General features: G+C 64.8%; 22 protein-coding genes. 6 read left to right on the top strand and 16 right to left on the bottom strand.

The window, feature by feature from the left end; translation table 11 throughout:
• Nucleotides 1-43: 43 nt before the first annotated feature.
• A complete protein-coding gene (locus tag ACFOMH_RS12900; RefSeq protein WP_374423405.1) occupies nucleotides 44-826 on the bottom strand; it encodes a division plane positioning ATPase MipZ in 783 nt (260 codons plus the stop codon).
• Nucleotides 827-955: 129 nt separating this feature from the next.
• Here ACFOMH_RS12900 and ACFOMH_RS12895 point away from each other — a divergent pair, with 129 nt between their 5' ends.
• Both ACFOMH_RS12895 and ACFOMH_RS12890 read left to right on the top strand, forming a co-directional pair.
• Nucleotides 956-1,348 carry a hypothetical protein gene (locus tag ACFOMH_RS12895; RefSeq protein ID WP_377744924.1) on the top strand — a complete coding sequence of 131 codons (393 nt, stop codon included), beginning with the start codon at nucleotides 956-958 and terminating at the stop codon, nucleotides 1,346-1,348.
• A complete protein-coding gene (locus ACFOMH_RS12890) occupies nucleotides 1,345-1,551 on the top strand; it encodes a hypothetical protein (protein WP_377744923.1) in 207 nt (68 codons plus the stop codon). The genes ACFOMH_RS12895 and ACFOMH_RS12890 overlap by 4 nt, the downstream gene beginning before the upstream one ends.
• A gap of 153 nt (nucleotides 1,552-1,704) precedes the next feature.
• On the opposite strand, the gene rpmE is transcribed toward ACFOMH_RS12890, so the two are convergent.
• The 9 genes from rpmE to ACFOMH_RS12845 form a co-directional block, all read right to left on the bottom strand.
• Nucleotides 1,705-1,926: a 50S ribosomal protein L31 gene (rpmE, locus tag ACFOMH_RS12885; protein ID WP_374423286.1), complete on the bottom strand. Its 222-nt coding sequence runs from the start codon at nucleotides 1,924-1,926 to the stop codon at nucleotides 1,705-1,707.
• Between the two features lie 11 nt (nucleotides 1,927-1,937).
• Nucleotides 1,938-2,318, bottom strand: a complete 381-nt coding sequence (gene rplS, locus ACFOMH_RS12880) for a 50S ribosomal protein L19 (RefSeq protein ID WP_374423285.1) — start codon at nucleotides 2,316-2,318, stop codon at nucleotides 1,938-1,940.
• A complete protein-coding gene (gene trmD, locus ACFOMH_RS12875; protein WP_374423403.1) occupies nucleotides 2,315-3,136 on the bottom strand; it encodes a tRNA (guanosine(37)-N1)-methyltransferase TrmD in 822 nt (273 codons plus the stop codon). Before trmD ends, rplS begins: the two co-directional genes overlap by 4 nt.
• 152 nt (nucleotides 3,137-3,288) lie before the next feature.
• Complete coding sequence (rimM, locus tag ACFOMH_RS12870; RefSeq protein ID WP_377744920.1) at nucleotides 3,289-3,804, bottom strand: ribosome maturation factor RimM; 516 nt, start codon at nucleotides 3,802-3,804, stop codon at nucleotides 3,289-3,291.
• A gap of 3 nt (nucleotides 3,805-3,807) precedes the next feature.
• Nucleotides 3,808-4,182, bottom strand: a complete 375-nt coding sequence (gene rpsP / locus ACFOMH_RS12865; RefSeq protein ID WP_374423281.1) for a 30S ribosomal protein S16 — start codon at nucleotides 4,180-4,182, stop codon at nucleotides 3,808-3,810.
• Nucleotides 4,183-4,228: 46 nt separating this feature from the next.
• Nucleotides 4,229-4,525 carry a chorismate mutase gene (locus ACFOMH_RS12860; RefSeq protein ID WP_374423279.1) on the bottom strand — a complete coding sequence of 99 codons (297 nt, stop codon included), beginning with the start codon at nucleotides 4,523-4,525 and terminating at the stop codon, nucleotides 4,229-4,231.
• A gap of 85 nt (nucleotides 4,526-4,610) precedes the next feature.
• Entirely contained in the window at nucleotides 4,611-5,105 is a 495-nt protein-coding gene (locus ACFOMH_RS12855; RefSeq protein WP_377744918.1) for a GNAT family N-acetyltransferase, read from the bottom strand.
• 35 nt (nucleotides 5,106-5,140) lie between these two features.
• Nucleotides 5,141-6,640, bottom strand: coding sequence for a signal recognition particle protein (gene ffh / locus ACFOMH_RS12850; protein ID WP_377744916.1), 1,500 nt, complete (start codon nucleotides 6,638-6,640; stop codon nucleotides 5,141-5,143).
• Between the two features lie 187 nt (nucleotides 6,641-6,827).
• A complete protein-coding gene (locus ACFOMH_RS12845) occupies nucleotides 6,828-7,415 on the bottom strand; it encodes an FMN-dependent NADH-azoreductase (RefSeq protein ID WP_374423273.1) in 588 nt (195 codons plus the stop codon).
• Nucleotides 7,416-7,528: 113 nt separating this feature from the next.
• On the opposite strand from ACFOMH_RS12845, the gene ACFOMH_RS12840 reads away from it, so the two are divergent.
• A complete protein-coding gene (locus tag ACFOMH_RS12840) occupies nucleotides 7,529-8,443 on the top strand; it encodes a LysR family transcriptional regulator (protein ID WP_377744914.1) in 915 nt (304 codons plus the stop codon).
• A gap of 282 nt (nucleotides 8,444-8,725) precedes the next feature.
• Entirely contained in the window at nucleotides 8,726-9,730 is a 1,005-nt protein-coding gene (locus ACFOMH_RS12835) for a DMT family transporter (RefSeq protein ID WP_377744912.1), read from the top strand.
• A 7-nt stretch (nucleotides 9,731-9,737) separates the two neighbouring features.
• On the opposite strand, the gene ACFOMH_RS12830 is transcribed toward ACFOMH_RS12835, so the two are convergent.
• Together ACFOMH_RS12830 and ACFOMH_RS12825 are read right to left on the bottom strand one after the other, a co-directional pair.
• A complete protein-coding gene (locus ACFOMH_RS12830) occupies nucleotides 9,738-10,604 on the bottom strand; it encodes a M48 family metallopeptidase (RefSeq protein ID WP_377744910.1) in 867 nt (288 codons plus the stop codon).
• Between the two features lie 106 nt (nucleotides 10,605-10,710).
• Nucleotides 10,711-11,985, bottom strand: a complete 1,275-nt coding sequence (locus ACFOMH_RS12825; RefSeq protein ID WP_377744908.1) for a hypothetical protein — start codon at nucleotides 11,983-11,985, stop codon at nucleotides 10,711-10,713.
• Nucleotides 11,986-12,344: 359 nt separating this feature from the next.
• On the opposite strand from ACFOMH_RS12825, the gene ACFOMH_RS12820 reads away from it, so the two are divergent.
• Nucleotides 12,345-12,974: a gamma-glutamyl kinase gene (locus tag ACFOMH_RS12820; RefSeq protein WP_374423264.1), complete on the top strand. Its 630-nt coding sequence runs from the start codon at nucleotides 12,345-12,347 to the stop codon at nucleotides 12,972-12,974.
• Here ACFOMH_RS12820 and ACFOMH_RS12815 read toward each other — a convergent pair.
• Nucleotides 12,971-13,441, bottom strand: a complete 471-nt coding sequence (locus tag ACFOMH_RS12815; protein WP_374423262.1) for a type II toxin-antitoxin system RatA family toxin — start codon at nucleotides 13,439-13,441, stop codon at nucleotides 12,971-12,973. The genes ACFOMH_RS12820 and ACFOMH_RS12815 overlap by 4 nt on opposite strands.
• 54 nt (nucleotides 13,442-13,495) lie before the next feature.
• Here ACFOMH_RS12815 and ACFOMH_RS12810 point away from each other — a divergent pair, with 54 nt between their 5' ends.
• Nucleotides 13,496-13,684: a hypothetical protein gene (locus ACFOMH_RS12810; RefSeq protein WP_374423260.1), complete on the top strand. Its 189-nt coding sequence runs from the start codon at nucleotides 13,496-13,498 to the stop codon at nucleotides 13,682-13,684.
• Between the two features lie 19 nt (nucleotides 13,685-13,703).
• On the opposite strand, the gene ACFOMH_RS12805 is transcribed toward ACFOMH_RS12810, so the two are convergent.
• From ACFOMH_RS12805 to ACFOMH_RS12795, 3 genes are read right to left on the bottom strand one after another with little or no spacing between them, the layout of a single operon-like run.
• Nucleotides 13,704-14,339 (bottom strand): hypothetical protein, encoded by a 636-nt coding sequence (locus tag ACFOMH_RS12805; RefSeq protein ID WP_377744905.1) that lies wholly within the window; start codon nucleotides 14,337-14,339, stop codon nucleotides 13,704-13,706.
• The gene (locus ACFOMH_RS12800; protein ID WP_374423257.1) at nucleotides 14,326-14,742 is read right to left on the bottom strand and encodes a hypothetical protein; all 417 of its coding nucleotides are present in this window, start codon (nucleotides 14,740-14,742) and stop codon (nucleotides 14,326-14,328) included. Before ACFOMH_RS12800 ends, ACFOMH_RS12805 begins: the two co-directional genes overlap by 14 nt.
• Nucleotides 14,743-15,831: a DUF4123 domain-containing protein gene (locus ACFOMH_RS12795; protein ID WP_377744903.1), complete on the bottom strand. Its 1,089-nt coding sequence runs from the start codon at nucleotides 15,829-15,831 to the stop codon at nucleotides 14,743-14,745.

Below are 15,831 nucleotides of genomic sequence, written 5' to 3'. Positions count from 1 at the left end.
ACATAACCATGTCGGGCCGTCGCAACAATGCCGCCCGGGGGGATCAGAATGCGACAGTGACGCCCGGCAGGTTCAATTCTGCGACAAGATCGCGCAACTCTTGCCGGGCCGCCAGATTCGACATGCTCAGCTGATCGGTGCCGATATCCTTGAGATCCAGCAGCGTCAGGCCGCGCGGGAACAATTCGCGAAAGATCACGCGTTCGGAAAAGCCGGGCGCCACGCGAAATCCGATCCGCTTGGACAGCGTCGTCAGCGCGCCCCCCACCTTGCGCTTGTTGTGCATGGCCTGGGTGCCCAGCCGATTGCGCAGCACCAACCAGTCGATGGGCCCCGCGCCGGCCTCGCCGCGCAATTGCCGCGCGGCCCAGACCATTTCGGCATAGATCGACGGGCCCAGCACCTTACCCTCGGGCGACATGCGCGCCAGCAGGTCGAAATCGACGAAGCTGTCATTCATCGGCGTGATCAGCGTATCGGCCAGCGTATGCGCCATCTGGCTCAGCCGGGTATGCGATCCGGGGCAATCCAGCAGGATGAAATCGCATTCGGGTTCAAGCCCAGCCACGGCTTTCGACAGCGGATCGACGCCGTCGCCGGTCTCGGCCTCGAGGTGACCCAAAAGCGGCATCGGCAGCGCGATCCCCGAGCGCGCCATATAGGCGGCCCGGTTTTCCAGATAGCGACCGAAACTGCGCTGACGCACATCCAGATCCAGCGCGCCGACCCGATACCCCATCCGCGCCAGCGCCGTCGCGACATGCATCGAGGTGGTCGACTTGCCCGAGCCCCCCTTTTCGTTCCCGACAACGATGATATGCGCCACGAATCCCCCTGCGGTGGTCAGCGAAAACGCCGCGAACATAGGCCGCGCCCCCGGCGAAGGAAAGCGCCCAAACAACCCAAAGTGGTCGATTCCCGACTCCCGAAGCCCCATTCCACCCCTTGGCCACTCATGCGCAAGGCGTTGTTCTTGCTTCATTCTTTAATCACGATCAGTTTTGTGTATATTTTTTTGTTGCAAAACACGATTGATCATGTCGTTATTAATTCACCGGAGCCGTTCCGGACCAGACGTGCCATGAAAAAGGAGCCAAGGATGACCATACTGACCCATCTGCCGGCTTTCGCCGGAGTTGCATTGCGGGCCGCGATGCCCATCTCGCCCCGCTTCGCGGTGAGCCTGATCGACCGCCGTACCGGCGATCCGCATCTGATCTGCGACATGCCGCTGCGCCTGACCACGGACACGCCCGCGCTGACCGCATCCGAGCTGATGCGCAACCGCGACCCGGATATCTGGGACATCTTTGTCGAACGCCTTGATGCGAAAGGAGCCATCCAATGAACATCGCCGTGCATATCAGCCCGACCCTGGACTATGCGACCATCGCGCTTTCGGCCTATCGCAGCGCGCAGGGGCCGGTTCTGCGCGAATATATGGACGGCCGCGTCGTCATTGACACCGGCAATGGCCCTATGGTTGGACAGCCGCTGAGCCCCCGGCTCGGGCCGCCGCTGCGGGCGCCGCTTTTCGCGGGTCTGATCTGATACCCGCCGACCCCGGTTCGTGAGGGATCGGGCCGGCCCTTTCCCGGAAACGACCGGCCATGGCGCGAAATGCCCGTTCCAGCCCCGACCACCCCGCGCAAATGAAAAACGCCGCCCCTTGGGGCGGCGTTTCCTTTGGCGCGTGGCGCGGGCTCAGAAGCCCAGGCCGGCGTATTTGTTCTTGAACTTCGACACGCGGCCGCCGGTATCCATCAGCTTGGCCGAACCGCCGGTCCAGGCGGGGTGCGAGGTCGGATCGATGTCCAGCGACATGGTGTCGCCTTCCTTGCCCCAGGTCGAGCGCACGGCATAGGTGGTGCCGTCGGTCATCTTGACCTCGATCATGTGATAGTCGGGGTGAATATCTGCTTTCATGGCGCGTCTCCTCAGGCCTTGGCGTCGGCTTTGGGCTTGTAGTTGGTGACCTCGGCGATACGGGCCGATTTACCGCGACGATCACGCAGATAGTACAGCTTGGCGCGGCGGACACGGCCACGGCGCACGACGGTGATCGAATCGATATTGGTCGAGTAAAGCGGGAAGACGCGCTCGACACCCTCGCCGAACGAGATCTTGCGCACGGTGAAGGACGCGCCGATGCCGCCGCCCTTGCGCGAGATCACGACGCCCTCGTACATCTGTACGCGGGTGCGGGTGCCTTCGGTCACTTTATAGCCGACGCGGACGGTATCGCCGGCTTTGAAATCCGGGATTTCCTTGCCGAGCGAGGCGATCTGCTCGGCTTCCAGTTGGGCGATCAGGTTCATCGCTTTGGTTCCTCTGTTCTCTCGCGGTGGTTCCGCGATTGGTCTGATGCGCCCGAGAGCTGTCGGTCCTTTGCCGGGTCCATATGGGTTTCCCCATATGCCCGCCACAGGTCGGGGCGGCGTTCCTTGGTCAGCCTTTCGGCCATGTCGCGCCGCCATGTGGCAATAGCCGCGTGATTCCCCGACAACAGAATGTCCGGGATCGCGCGGCCTTCCCATAAGGCGGGCTTCGTATACTGCGGATGTTCCAGCAGGCCGCCATGATCCGGGGAAAAGGACTCCTCGGCCAAGGACGCCTGATTCCCCAGCACGCGCGGTATAAGGCGAACCGTCGCGTCGATCAAGACCTGTGCGGCCAGTTCGCCGCCGGTCAGGACATAATCGCCGATGCTGATTTCCTCGACCCCGTGGGCGTCCAGCACGCGCTGGTCGACGCCCTCGAAACGGCCACAGATCAGCACCATCCCGGGACCCTGCGCCAGCTCGCGGGCGCGGGCCTGGGTAAAGGGCTTGCCGCGCGGCGACAGATAGATCACCGGCAAGCCGTCCCCCGCGCCATGCCCCGCCGCCTCGCGCAGCGCCGCGTCCATCACATCGGGACGGATGACCATGCCCGCGCCGCCGCCGGCGGGCGTGTCATCGACATTGCGGTGCCGCCCGATGCCAAAGGGGCGCAGATCGGTGGTGCGCAGGTTCCAAAGCCCCTCGGCCAGCGCCTTGCCGGTCAGCGAAAGCCCCAGAACGCCGGGAAATGCCTCGGGGAAAAGCGTGATGATCCGGGCGGTCCAGGCGCCCTTGACCTCGGGCGGTTCGGCCATCAGGTCGCGCGGCTGAAGGCTGGCGCGGATCGTCAGCCGTCCATGCGACTTTTGACCATGCGACTTTTGACCATGCGACTTTTGACCATGGGATTTCTGGTCCGTCGAGCGCGGTTCCGGGGTGTCGCCGGGGGGCTGGGTCGGATCCGTGGTCATTCCTGATCGTCTTCGTCTTCGTCCGGCGGATCGGCGATGATGCGCCCGGCAGTCAGATCCACGGTCGGCACCACCGCCCGGGTAAAGGGCAAAAGCAGCGTCTGCTTGCGGCCGGGACCAAAGATTTCAAGGATATCGCCGGCGCCATGGTCGTAAATGGCTCGGACCTTGCCCAAAAGCACGCCGCCGGTGTCATAAACCGCCAATCCGATCAGATCGGCATGATAGAATTCATCATCCGGCAGCACCGGAAGCTTGTCGCGATCGGCCCAAAGCGTGACGCCTTTCAGCGCCTCGGCGGCCTCGCGGGTGTCGACGCCCGACAAGCGGGCGCCAAGACCGCCGGTCACCGGCCGCGTCAGGCGGACGGTGAACATGCGTTTTCCATCCTCGGTCCAAAGCGGGGAATATGCCGCGATATCATCCGGTTGCGAGGTAAAGCTTTTCAGCCTTACCTCGCCGCGGACGCCAAAGGCACCGGCGATGGCGCCGACACAGACCCGCTCGGCCATGGATTATTCCGACGCGGCTTCTTCGGCCGGGGCATTGGCGGCGGCTTCGCGGGCCGCGCGCTTTTCGGCGCGTTCCTTGGCAGCCTTGCCCGGCTCACCTTTTTTCAGGTTCTTGCGCTCGGTCTTGGGCTTGGCGCCGGCAGCTTCCAGGAAGCGGGCGACGCGGTCGGTCGGCTGGGCGCCCTGGCTCAGCCAGTACTGCACGCGCTCCATGTCCATCTTGATGCGGTCTTCGGCATCCTTGGGCAGCAGCGGGTTATAGATGCCCAGTTTTTCGATGAAGCGACCATCGCGCGGCATGCGCGAATCCGAGGCCACGATCGCATAGAACGGGCGTTTCTTCGAGCCGCCACGGGCCAGACGGATTTTCATTGCCATTGGTTTTCTCCTTTGAAATGGCTGGTTTGGCCGGGATGTCCCGGCCTCAGTTTTGGTAGCTTTCGTGATGGCGGATCACTTCGGCGATCACGAAATTCAGGAATTTGCGCGCGAATTCCGGGTCCAGGTCGGCCTCGCGCGCGAGGCGTTCCAGCCGCTCGATCTGGGCCGCCTCGCGGGCGGGATCGGACGGCGGAAGGTCGTGTTCGGCCTTGAGGCGGCCGACATTCTGCGTGTGCTTGAATCGCTCGGCCAACGTATAGACCAGGATCGCGTCCAGCCGGTCGATGCTGGCACGATGCTCTTTCAAAAGGGCTGCGGCGCGGGCGGTCGGGTTGGTCATGCGCGGACTCCGATGGCGCGGCAGGCAGCGGGGGCTGTCTGCCCCCACACCCCCGAGGATATTTGCGTGAAGAAGAATAAGCGGGTCACAGGATCACCTTCGGGTGGCGGAAGATGATGCATGCATCGCCCCGGATATTGGTCTCGGCCTCGGGTGTCGCGCCGAGTTTCCGGGCAAGTTTGGCCGAGGCGGTATTGTCGTTGTCGACCAGAGAGATCAGCGGGCCGAAACCCATTTCCACATAGGCGTGGTTGCGGGCGGCGACGGCCGCCTCATAGGCGAGGCCTTTGCCTTCAAAGCCGTCGTAGAGATGCCAGCCGAGTTCGGGTTCGGGCCAGTCGAGGTGATAGCCGATGCCGACGCGGCCGGCGGTCTTGCCGCTGGCCTTGTCTTCCAGCATCCACCAGCCGAAGCCGCGTGCGATCCAATGGCCCATGACGATCAGCAGCCCGTTCCACGATTGCCAAGGCTGCATTGGGTAGCCGACGAATTTCGCACGTTCCGACTGGCCGAATGCCACGAAAGCATCCAGGTCCGACAGGCGCGGTTCCCGCAGGATAAGCCGCTCTGTCTCGATCACCGGAACTGTTACGCAAAATTCGGACATAGCGGTGGTTATTTCTTCTTTCCGAACAGGCCGGACAGGCCGCCAGGCAGCCCCATGCCGCCCAACTGGCCGCCGATCCCCTTGGGGTCTTGCAGCATCTTGGTCGCCTCGGCCATTTTGGCCGGATCGACATCGCCCATATCGGGCAGACCGCCGCCCTTGCCCGACATCGCGCGCATCGCCTGTTTCAGCATGCCGCCTTTGCCCATCTTGCCGAGTTTCTTCATGGTATCAGCCATTTGCTTCTGCATCTTCAGAAGCCGGTTCAGCTCGGCCACATCCATGCCGGCACCGGCCGCGATGCGCTTTTTGCGGCTGGCCTGAAGCATGTCGGGATTGGCGCGTTCCTTTTTCGTCATCGAATTGATCAGCGCCACCTGGCGGCGCAGGGCGCTGTCGTCAAGGCCGGCGGCCTCGGCCTGTTTGGCCATCTTGCCCATGCCCGGCATCATGCCCATGATCGACTGCATGCCGCCCATTTTCTGCATCTGTTCCAGCTGATTGCGCAGGTCGTTCATGTTGAACTGACCCTTCTGGAAGCGCTTCATCATGCGCTCGGCCTGCTCGACCTCAAGCACTTCCTGCGCTTTCTCGACAAGCGCGACAATGTCGCCCATGCCGAGAATGCGGCCGGCGATGCGCTGCGCGTCAAAGGTTTCCAGCGCGTCCATCTTTTCGCCAAGACCGACAAAGCGGATCGGCTTGCCGGTCACGGCGCGCATCGACAGCGCCGCACCGCCGCGCCCGTCGCCATCCATCCGGGTCAGCACGACGCCGGAAATCCCGACCTTGCCGTCGAATTCGGTGGCGACATTGACCGCGTCCTGACCGGTCAGACCGTCGACGACCAACAGGGTTTCACGCGGATTGGCGACATCGCGGACGGCCTGCACCTCGTCCATCAGCACCTGATCGATATGCAGGCGGCCGGCGGTGTCCAGCATATAGACGTCATAGCCGCCCAGCGTCGCCTGCTGTTTCGCGCGTTTCGCGATCTGGACGGCATTTTCGCCCGGCACGATCGGCAGGGTATCGACGCCGATCTGCTGGCCAAGGATCGCCAGCTGTTCCATCGCGGCCGGGCGCTGGGTGTCCAGCGACGCCATCAGCACGCGCTTTTTCTCACGATCCGTCAGTCGTTTGGCCAGCTTGGCCGTGGTCGTGGTCTTGCCCGACCCCTGAAGCCCGACCATCAGGATCGGCGCCGGCGGGTTGTCGATGCGCAGCGCGTCGGGTGCCCCCTCGCCCTGAAGTGTCCTGATCAGCTCGTCATGGACGATCTTGACCACCTGCTGACCGGGGGTGACCGATTTCGTGACCGCCGCGCCCGTGGCCTTGGCCGTCACCGATTTGACGAAACTGCGCGCCACAGGCAGCGAGACATCCGCCTCAAGCAAGGCCACGCGCACCTCGCGCATGGCGGCGGTGACGTCATCTTCGGACAGCGCGCCCTGCTTGGTCAGCCGGTCGAACACGCCGCCCAAGCGGTCGGAAAGGTTCTCGAACATGGCGGGCCTCCTGCGGTCCGTTGCAAATGAATGACGCCCCCGTGGGCGCAACGCGCTGACGGGGGGCGATCCCCGGCAAGCGGGGACCGGAAGGGTGTCCTTCCGGGAATTGGCGTCCTGATATGCAAAAACGGCCTCCGAGTCAACGAAGGCCGTTTCGGATGGTTCACGCGGACCCGCGCAGCGCTCAGGCGGCCAGCCGGTCCATCGCCGCATGGGCGCGGGCCAGCCCTGCCTCGCGGTCATAGGCCAGACGGTCGGCGGCGACGAATTCGACATCGGTGATGCCCAGGAACCCGAGCATAAAGCGCAGATAGCCCGAGGCGAAATCCATTTCCGACCCCATCGGCGTGCCGGCGGCGCTATAGACGATGATGGCGCGCTTGCCCTTCAACAGGCCCTCGGGGCCAGCCTCGGTATAGCGAAAGCTGATGCCGGCGCGGGCGATCTGGTCCAGCCAGTTCTTCAGCTGCGCGGTGATGGTGAAGTTATAGACCGGCGAGCCGATGACCAGCACATCCGCATCCTGAACCTCGCGCAGATAGGCGTCCGAGGTGGCGACCAGCGCCTGTTGTTCGGCGGTCGGGTTTGCGGGTGCAAGCCGCACGGCCTTGAACCAGTCGGTGTCGATCGCCGGCACGCCCGTGTTCAGGTCGCGATAGGTGACGCCGGCGCCCGGATTGGCGGCGCGCAGCCGGGACACGATTTCAGCCGTCAGCTTGCGCGAGACCGAATCCTCGCCGGTGATCGCGCTGTCGATATGCAGGATGTTCATCCATCACTCCGTTCATTCGGGTATCGGGGTTTCCGTGTTCTGCGCTCTATCTAGGGCTTTGCGTCAGCGAACGAAACAGCGATAAACGCGCATGAACTGTGCGGAGGTGCACGATGCAAATCGACAGCTGGGACGATATCCGCGCCGCGCTGACCGTGGCGCGGCTGGGCACGGTCAGCGCGGCGGCGCAGGTGCTGGGCGTGCATCATGCCACCGTGATCCGCCGCATCGACGCGCTTGAGGCGGCATTGGGCGCGCGGCTGTTTCAACGCCATCCGCGCGGCTATGCGCCGACCGAGGCGGGTCAGGCGCTTTTGGAAATCGCGGCCGGCGCCGATGAGCGCTTTGCCCAGATGGCCGCCCGCATCGCCGGGGCCGGCGCGCGGATCGAGGGCGAGATCGTGCTGACCTCGTTGCCGGATGTGACCACGCTGGTCATGCCGCGACTGACGCGGCTGCTGCTGGCGCAGCCCGGGCTGCGGTTGCGTTACCTCACCGATCCGCGCCTGTTCCGGCTGGACACGGGCGAGGCGCATATCGCCATCCGCGCCGGCAACCGCCCGACCGAGCCCGACTATGTCGCGACGCCCCTGGCCATCATCCAGATGCGGCTTTACGGCGCGCCCGGCTATGTCGCAGCGGCGGGCGCGGTCGAGGATATTCGCGCGCATCGCTTTGTCCTGCCCGGCCCCGAGGGGCGTCCCGCCCCGTTCATGCGCTGGTTGGGTGACCGGGTCGTGGCCGAGAATATCGTCATGATCAGCAACGACGCCCATGCCCGGCTGGCGGCGATCCGGGGCGGGCTGGGGCTGGGCTGGCTCAGCCCGGACCAAAGCGACGGGCTGGTCGAGGTGATGGCCCTGCCGGAATGGGATTCGCGGCTTTGGCTGGTCACCCATGTCGATCTGCATCGCAGCCCCAAGGTTCAGGCGGTCCTGAAGGCGCTGCGCGACAGCGGGGCGGATGCGGATCCCGATCCAGAGACCGCAGAACCGACAGAAACAGGGGCCGGGGCGGCACCGGATTGAAGCGCCACATCGGCAAGGCCCGCAACGGGACTTGTCTTGGCGGCGGATTTCAACATGCTGACGCGGGCGGGCGCGCCGGATGCCGGACCCGCGGATTGCAAGGGATCGGACGCGGCCTACCCCCTTGCGTCCATGGCGTCGGATACGGCCCGACCTGCCGCGCCCTGGCCCGATGGGCACGGGCTTTTCGCGCGGCGCACGCCCCGCCGGGCAAAACGCCTTTTGACGACAACGCGGCCCGACGGCCGAGATGGTGCCCAACGATATGACCAAGACCACAAGATGACCAAGACGACCAGCGACGCCCAGGCCGGGAACCTGCGCAAGATCGCCATGCCCGCCCCGCCGCAAGCGGTTTCGGGCGCAACCCAGATCGCCCCGGCCCAGACGGCAAGCCTGCCCCATACGCGCCGCGAAAGCCTGCGCGGCCATGCCGCCATGCTGGCATTCTCGATCCTGATCGCGGGGTCCTTTTCGCTGGGCGCGCGGGTCGCCAATCTGATCGACCCGGTGGCGATCACCGCGATCCGCTTCGTGCTGGCATCGGCGGTGGTCGGGGCCTATGCGATTCTGGCCGGGCCGGGCCTGCCGGGACGGGCCTTTGCGGCACCCTGGCGCTATCTTGTGCTGGGCGGGCTCTATGCCGCCTATTTCGTGCTGATGTTCGAGGGGCTGAAAACCGCCCTGCCGGTTTCGGCCGCCGCCGTATTCGCGCTGACGCCGCTGATGGCGGCGGGCTTTGGCTGGATGCTGCTGCGCCAGATCACCAGCCCGCGCATGGCGCTTGCGTTGGGCATGGGGGCCTTTGGCTGTCTCTGGGTGATCTTTCGCGGCGACATGGCGGCGCTGTCGCGGCTGGAATTCGGTCGGGGCGAGGCGATCTATCTTTTGGGCTGCGCGGCGCATGCGCTTTACACGCCGATGGTGCGCCGGCTGAACCGGGGCGAGCGGCCGGTGGTGTTCACATTCGGCACATTGGTCGCGGGGGCGCTGATCCTGTTGATCTGGGGCCGGGGCGCGATCGGGGCCACGGATTGGGCGAACCTGCCCGCCATCGTCTGGATCACGCTGGTCTATGTCGCGGTCTTTGCCACCGCCGCCACCGTGGTGCTGGTGCAATTCGCCAGCCTACGCCTGCCGGCGGCCAAGGTCATGGCCTATACCTATCTGACCCCGGTCTGGGTCATCGCGTTGGAAGGGGTGCTGACCGGCGCCCTGCCCGGCGTGGTGGTCTTGCCGGGCATTGCCGCGATCACGCTGGCGCTGATCCTGTTGCTGAAGGATTAGCCGACGATCAGAACATTTCGCCCTGGGCCGAAAAGCCGTCGCGCTCGATCTCGCGCAGGGCCTTGTAGCGTTTGACCATGACGGCATGGCTGGACATGGCCTGACTGATCCGCACCCAGAATTCGCGGTGCTCGGCCTGGCATTGTTCCAGCCAGGCGTCCGGGGCGACACCGCTTTCCATCCACGGTCCGACCGCCAGCAGGCGCGTGGCATTGGCCGTGCCCGGACAAACGGCAAGCGCGATGCGGTCGGCCGAATATTCCTGTGCCCGCGTCGTCGCCTGACCCAGAACCACGGTCGCGCCCGGCACAATCGCGATCACCGCCCGCCACAACGAAACATGGCGCAGCTTGTGATGGCCCAATTCATGGGCCAGCACGAATTCGACCACATCCGGCGCGGTCGAAAGCAGCATCGCGATTTCGGCATGAATGACGACGTAATTGTGCCGCCGGTTGCATTCCAGCGCAAAGGCATTGACCACGCCATTGCCGTTGATGACGTAAAGCCGTGGCAGATGCGGCATCTCCAGCCGCCGGCCCAGCTCCTGATAGGTCGCGAAAAGTTCGGGAAACTGCCTTGGGCCGACCAGAATGGCGTTGGCGCGCGACTGCGCCGCCACATAGAAGCGATAGGCATAGATCGCGACCGGCGCGATCAGCAGAATATAGAAATAGCCCGGAAACTCGCGCAGCAGGGTGGCGCTGTCCTCGCCCAATGCATCGTTGAGCACCGTGCCCTGATCGACGGCAATGATCGCCAGCCCAAGCAGCACGGTCGCCACCGTCACCACCGCCGAAACCCAGATCAACGGCATTTCCCAGCGATGGCGGTATCGGGTGAAATCATTGCGGGGATGGTGATCTGCGCACATCAAGAAACCTCGTGAAAACCGTGATGATCGGGGCGACGCGCCCGCCACCGTGCCGGCATCCGGCCGAGCGTGCCAGATGCCGGGACCGGCGGCGGGCGCCGATGCCTTAGAACAGGCCGTAAAGGATCGCACTCATCGCGATCAGGCCGGAAATGGTGACGAACACATTCGACGCCGCACCGCGATAGCGCGCCAGCGCCGGCACCTTGTGGATGGCATACATCGGCATCAGATACAGGATCGCCGCGATGACCGGCCCGGCCAATGTCTCGATCAGCCCAAGGATCGAGGGATTCAGCACCGCCACCGCCCATGTGGTCAGAAAGATGAACAACGCCACCCCCATCCCCAAAGGCCGCGCATTGGCCGTGCCCTGCCCGATGCCGGCGCCGCGCAGGATCCCCTTGAGTCCCTCGGCCGCGCCCAGATAATGGCCGAAAAACGACGACACGATGGCCACAAAGGCCACGATGGGGCCGAAATAGCTGATAAAGGCGCTGCCATGGACATTGGCCAGATAGGACAGGACCGGCAGGTTCTGGGACTTTGCCTCGGCCAGTTGCGCCGGCGACAGCGCCAGCACACAGGAAAACACGAACAGCATCACGAAACCGACCAGCATCGCGGCGGTATTGCGCAGGATCAGATCGGCCTTGGCCCGGCCCCCGTCGCCGTAATGGCCGCGCATGGCCACCGCGAATTGCGAAATCGCCGGGCTGTGGTTGAAGGAAAACACCAGCACGGGCAGCGTCAGCCAGATGGTTTTCAGAGCCGTGCCCATGGGCGTGACCTCGCGCAGCGCCGCCATGTTCCAGTCCGGGATCAGGTAAAGCGACAGAAAGATCAGGATCGCCACCAGCGGATAGACCAGCCATTGCGTACAGATCAGCATGATCCGTTCGCCCGCCAGCATGACCGCCATCATCCCCGCGATCAAAAGCCCCGACAGGATCCAGCGCGGCGGCGGGACCAGACCCAGCTGGTTTTCCATGAAGCTGCCCACGGTATTGGTGATCCCGACCCCATAGATCAGCACGATGGGATAGATCGCCAGGAAATAGAGCAAGGTGATGAACTTGCCCGCGCCGGGGCCGAAATGCTCGGCCACGACCTCGGTGATGTCGGCATCCATGCGGCTGCCCGAACAGACAAAGCGCGCCAGCCCGCGATGCGCGTAATAGGTCATCGGCCCGATCAGCACCGCCATCGCCACCAGCGGCCAGAAGCCGCCGATCCCGGCATTGATCGGCAAAAACAGGATCCCCGCCCCCACTGCCGTGCCAAAAAGGCCCAGCATCCAAGTGGTGTCATAGCTGGTCCAGCGCCCCGCCGCGCCATCCGCGGCCGCGCCCGCCGCTTGGGGAATGATCGTATCCGTCATGACGCCCTGCCTCCCTTTCATGGCCGCCGATCCACGCCCATTCGGGGCGAATCCGGGGCTGATGCACAAAGCAAGCCAGCGCTTCAAGGCTTGGGAAATACGCGCCCGAGACGCTGGAAAATATAGGTTTTCCGGAATTCACGGGCGCGTTTCGCCGGCCGACTCGGCGTTTTACCCGGACCTGAGGGAAATTCTGGCCGATCTGCCACGCGCTGGCAACAACCCGCCAGCGGCCATATGGCCCCATGACGCAGGATTGCCGCGCACCCGCCGGCGCAACCGGACCATGGCCGCGCAAAGCTTGCCAGCCGGGCGGCGGGCGGCTAATCGACATCCATGGTTCTGACGATTGCCGCATCATGCTGATTTTCCTTGCCCCCCGGATCGTGCTTTTGTCTGTGCCCAAGACCGGCACCACCGCGCTTGAAGAGGCGCTGGCCCCGCGTGCCGAGATTGCCTTTCGCTCGGATCCGTCGGTCAAGCATCTGAATTTGCGGCAATATCTGAACCGTATTCAGCCGCTGATCGCGCGGCAGGGACAGGCCCCGTTCGAGACGGTCGCGGTCATCCGCAAGCCACTCGACTGGCTTGGCAGCTGGTATCGCTATCGCAGCCGCGACGGGCTGATCGGGCATGCCAACAGCACCGCCCATGTCAGTTTCGAACAGTTCGTGACCGATTACCTGCGCCCCAAGGGCCGCCCGGCCTATGCCCGGCTGGGCCGGCAATCGGAATTCCTGATGGATCACGACGGCCGGATCGCGGTCGATCACATCTTTCGCTATGAGGCGATGCCATTGCTGGTGGATTTCCTGTCCCAGCGGCTGGGCCGCCCGATCGAGTTGCAGCGCAAGAATGTCTCGCCCCCCGGCGCGACCGATCTGGAACCCGGAACACGCGCCCGGCTGCGCCGCGAACTGGCGCTGGATTACGAAATCTGGCAGGCCGCGCGCCATGAGGGTGCGGCGACCGCCCCCGGGGCGCGCTAGAGCGGCGGATAAAGCACCCGCGCCCGATCCTCGAATGCGCGGACGATGCGGGACATGGCTTCGCCAAAGACGACGCCGATCACCTTGCCCAGAATGGCGTTGCGAAACTCGAAATCGACAAAGAAATCGACCTTGCAGCCGGCCGGCCGGCCATCGATCGCGGGCAGATCGGCAAAGCTCCAGCCGCTTTTGAGATATTTGAACGGCCCGTCCAGATATTCGGTGTCGATGCGCCTGTCGGCGGGCCAAAGGGTGACGCGGCTGCCAAAGCGTTCGCGAAACACCTTGAAGCTGATGACCAGATCGGCCTCGACCAGCTCACTGCCATCCGGCCCGGGGCGGCGGGCGCGAATCCGGGCGGCGGTGTTCCATGGCAGAAACTCGGGATATCTTTCGATATCGGCGACCAGCGCATACATCTGATCGGCGGTATAGGGCAGGATGCGGCTGTCGCTATGCTGGGGCAAGGGGGCCTTCCGGGCGTCTTTCGTTCAAGGCAGCACTATCAAAGGAAGGGGCACATGAACAACCTCATCTGGCTGATCCGGGCCTCGCGCTGGGCGCGAAACCCGCCAAGCGCACGCATGGTCAGGATGGTGCTGGCGATCATCGCCATCGGATTGGCGCTGGTGGCGCTGGAACATTGGGGGCTTTGGCCGGAATGGGCCAGCATGGACCGGCCCCCGCGCGGCATCCATTTGCAGCGCTGATCGGTCGCAGGCCGGGCGCTCATGCCCCGCCCGGCTCTGAACCCGGCACCGGTTCGGGCAACCACCAGGGATGCAGCACCCGGTCCACGGCCACCAGCCAGTCGCCGCCGCGCGCCAGCCGGTCGGCCTCGTCGCCCGGGCGCGCGGGATCGATGGCCGCGCCGGGATCGTGATAGGTGTGGGTCACGCTTGCGCCGTCGCCGTCCAGCACCTCATATCCCAGCCGCTCGACCGGCAGATCGGGGGGCGCCACCTCTTCGCCCCGCATGGCGTTCAGGATACCGGCCAGAATGCCCCCGGGCGGGTCCTGCGGCCAGATCAGCGCAAAATACCAAAGCTGGAAATCCCGCGCATCCTCGCGCGCGGCGATAAAGGAAATCGCCTCGCGCGCGCTGCGAAACAGCCCGAATGTGGTGAAATAGGGATCCGAGACCAGCCTTGGGTCGATGGCGGTCTGAAACGGTTCGGCCGGCGCGCCGGGGGGCACGAACATCGGCGGCGCGACATTGCTGTCATATGAGGCCGCGATCCGCCCCGGCCGCCAGTGCAGCCCGCGCGCCACCCGGTCGGCCTCGGCCCGCGGCCCGGTCAGCCGCAGGTCATAGCCCAGCGGGCGATAGCTGAACTTGCGCCCGGTTTCCTTAGGGGAGGACATGGATATTCGGCCCCAGCTTGCGTGGATCGAAATCGGCCGGCGTATCCTTGGGATCAAGGCACAGCACATTGCGCTTTTGCGGCGACCAGAAGCATTGGCAATTGGTCGGGTTCTGCGACTGGATATAGAAATGCACATGGCTGCCCGGACAGGGCCAATGCGGCACCGAAGGCGGAACCCAGTCGATGCGAATGCCCACCGTGCCCTTGGGCGGGACGCATTCGGGGCATTGGCAATTGCGGCATTCGCGCGCTTTTGCGATCGCATCGCCCAGATGATCGGAAATATAGTCGGAAATCCGGTCGGCGATGGCCGCCAGAAGGATCGCCCCGATCACGAGGCCCCCGACCCATAAAATGCCCTCGACGAGCGGCGGAATGGCGGGCAGAGCGATTGCAGGCATTCAGCGACCTCCCTTGTCTTGCGATTTCGCCTTGTCGCTGGCGCGGTCGGCACCGTGTTTGAGCATCCTTGCCACCTGATCGAAGCTCCATTTGCGCGTTTCTACAAGCGCGGAAAGCGCCTTGGCCGCGCGCGGGTGGCGATCCGCAACATAAAGCAGGATCACCAGCCAGGCCGTGCCATTGGGCGAGCGTACATCCATTTCGTCGCGGCGGATCAGCGCCCGCAGCGCCAGATCGTCCAGATAGGCCGGTTCGGACTTTCCCAGCACCGGCTGCGTGGCCAGAAATCCGGCCAGTTTGGCGGCATCGCGCCGGCGCAGTTCCTCGCGCAGGCGCTGGCGGTCCTGGTCGGTCAGCTGTGGCGCGCCGGCCGCCGGGGCCGCGCCCTCGGGCCGGTCAAGGCGGATCACCCCGACCACATCGCCCTGTGGCAAGAGCAGCACCGTCTGCGGCGAAAGCTTTTGCAGCCCGGTCAGAAACTGTTGCGCCATGGGCGAGAAATCAGGCGCCGCCAGAAAGCTGTAAAGCGCGCGCGCATCCCAGAACCGCCAATAATACCAGCGCCCCCGTTCATCGCGGACGCGGGTAAAGCGGCGCAGCATCTGCCACAGATCGGAAAGCACGGCATGCGAGGTCAGAAAGATCGCCGCATGGCGGTCCCAAAGATGCTGGGGCGCCTTGCCCCGAGTAAAGAGGCCGCGCAAAAGCCGCCCCTCGCCCTGCAAGGCGACGAGCCAGGGCGCGGTCGCGGCCAGTTCCGGGGCCTCGTCGATCCTGAACAGACAGCGATGCGGCAGGCCCGAGGCCTCGAGCATCTCGGGCAGATTCGGGATCAACGCGGCATCGAGGATCGCATAGCCATAGGGTCCCGCCGCCCCCTGATCCGAAAGCGGCAGCCAACCCACCAGTTCGTCGGGAAGGATGCCGGCGGGCCTGTCGCCGATCGCCTGCACATGCGGCGTCACGTTCAGCGAGGAAAGACCCGGCCCCGGCGCGGGACCGCGTCCCGCCAAACCGGTGGCATCCGGCCCGGATCCGGGCCGCTGCAACCAGTAATCCCCGGGGCCGGGCGGATCCTCATCCGGCAT

Source organism: Paracoccus mangrovi (assembly GCF_042648425.1).
Taxonomy (GTDB): Bacteria; Pseudomonadota; Alphaproteobacteria; order Rhodobacterales; family Rhodobacteraceae; genus Paracoccus; species Paracoccus mangrovi.
The sequence above is the reverse complement of the archived record's forward strand: the minus strand, read 5'-3'. Positions and strand labels throughout refer to the sequence as shown.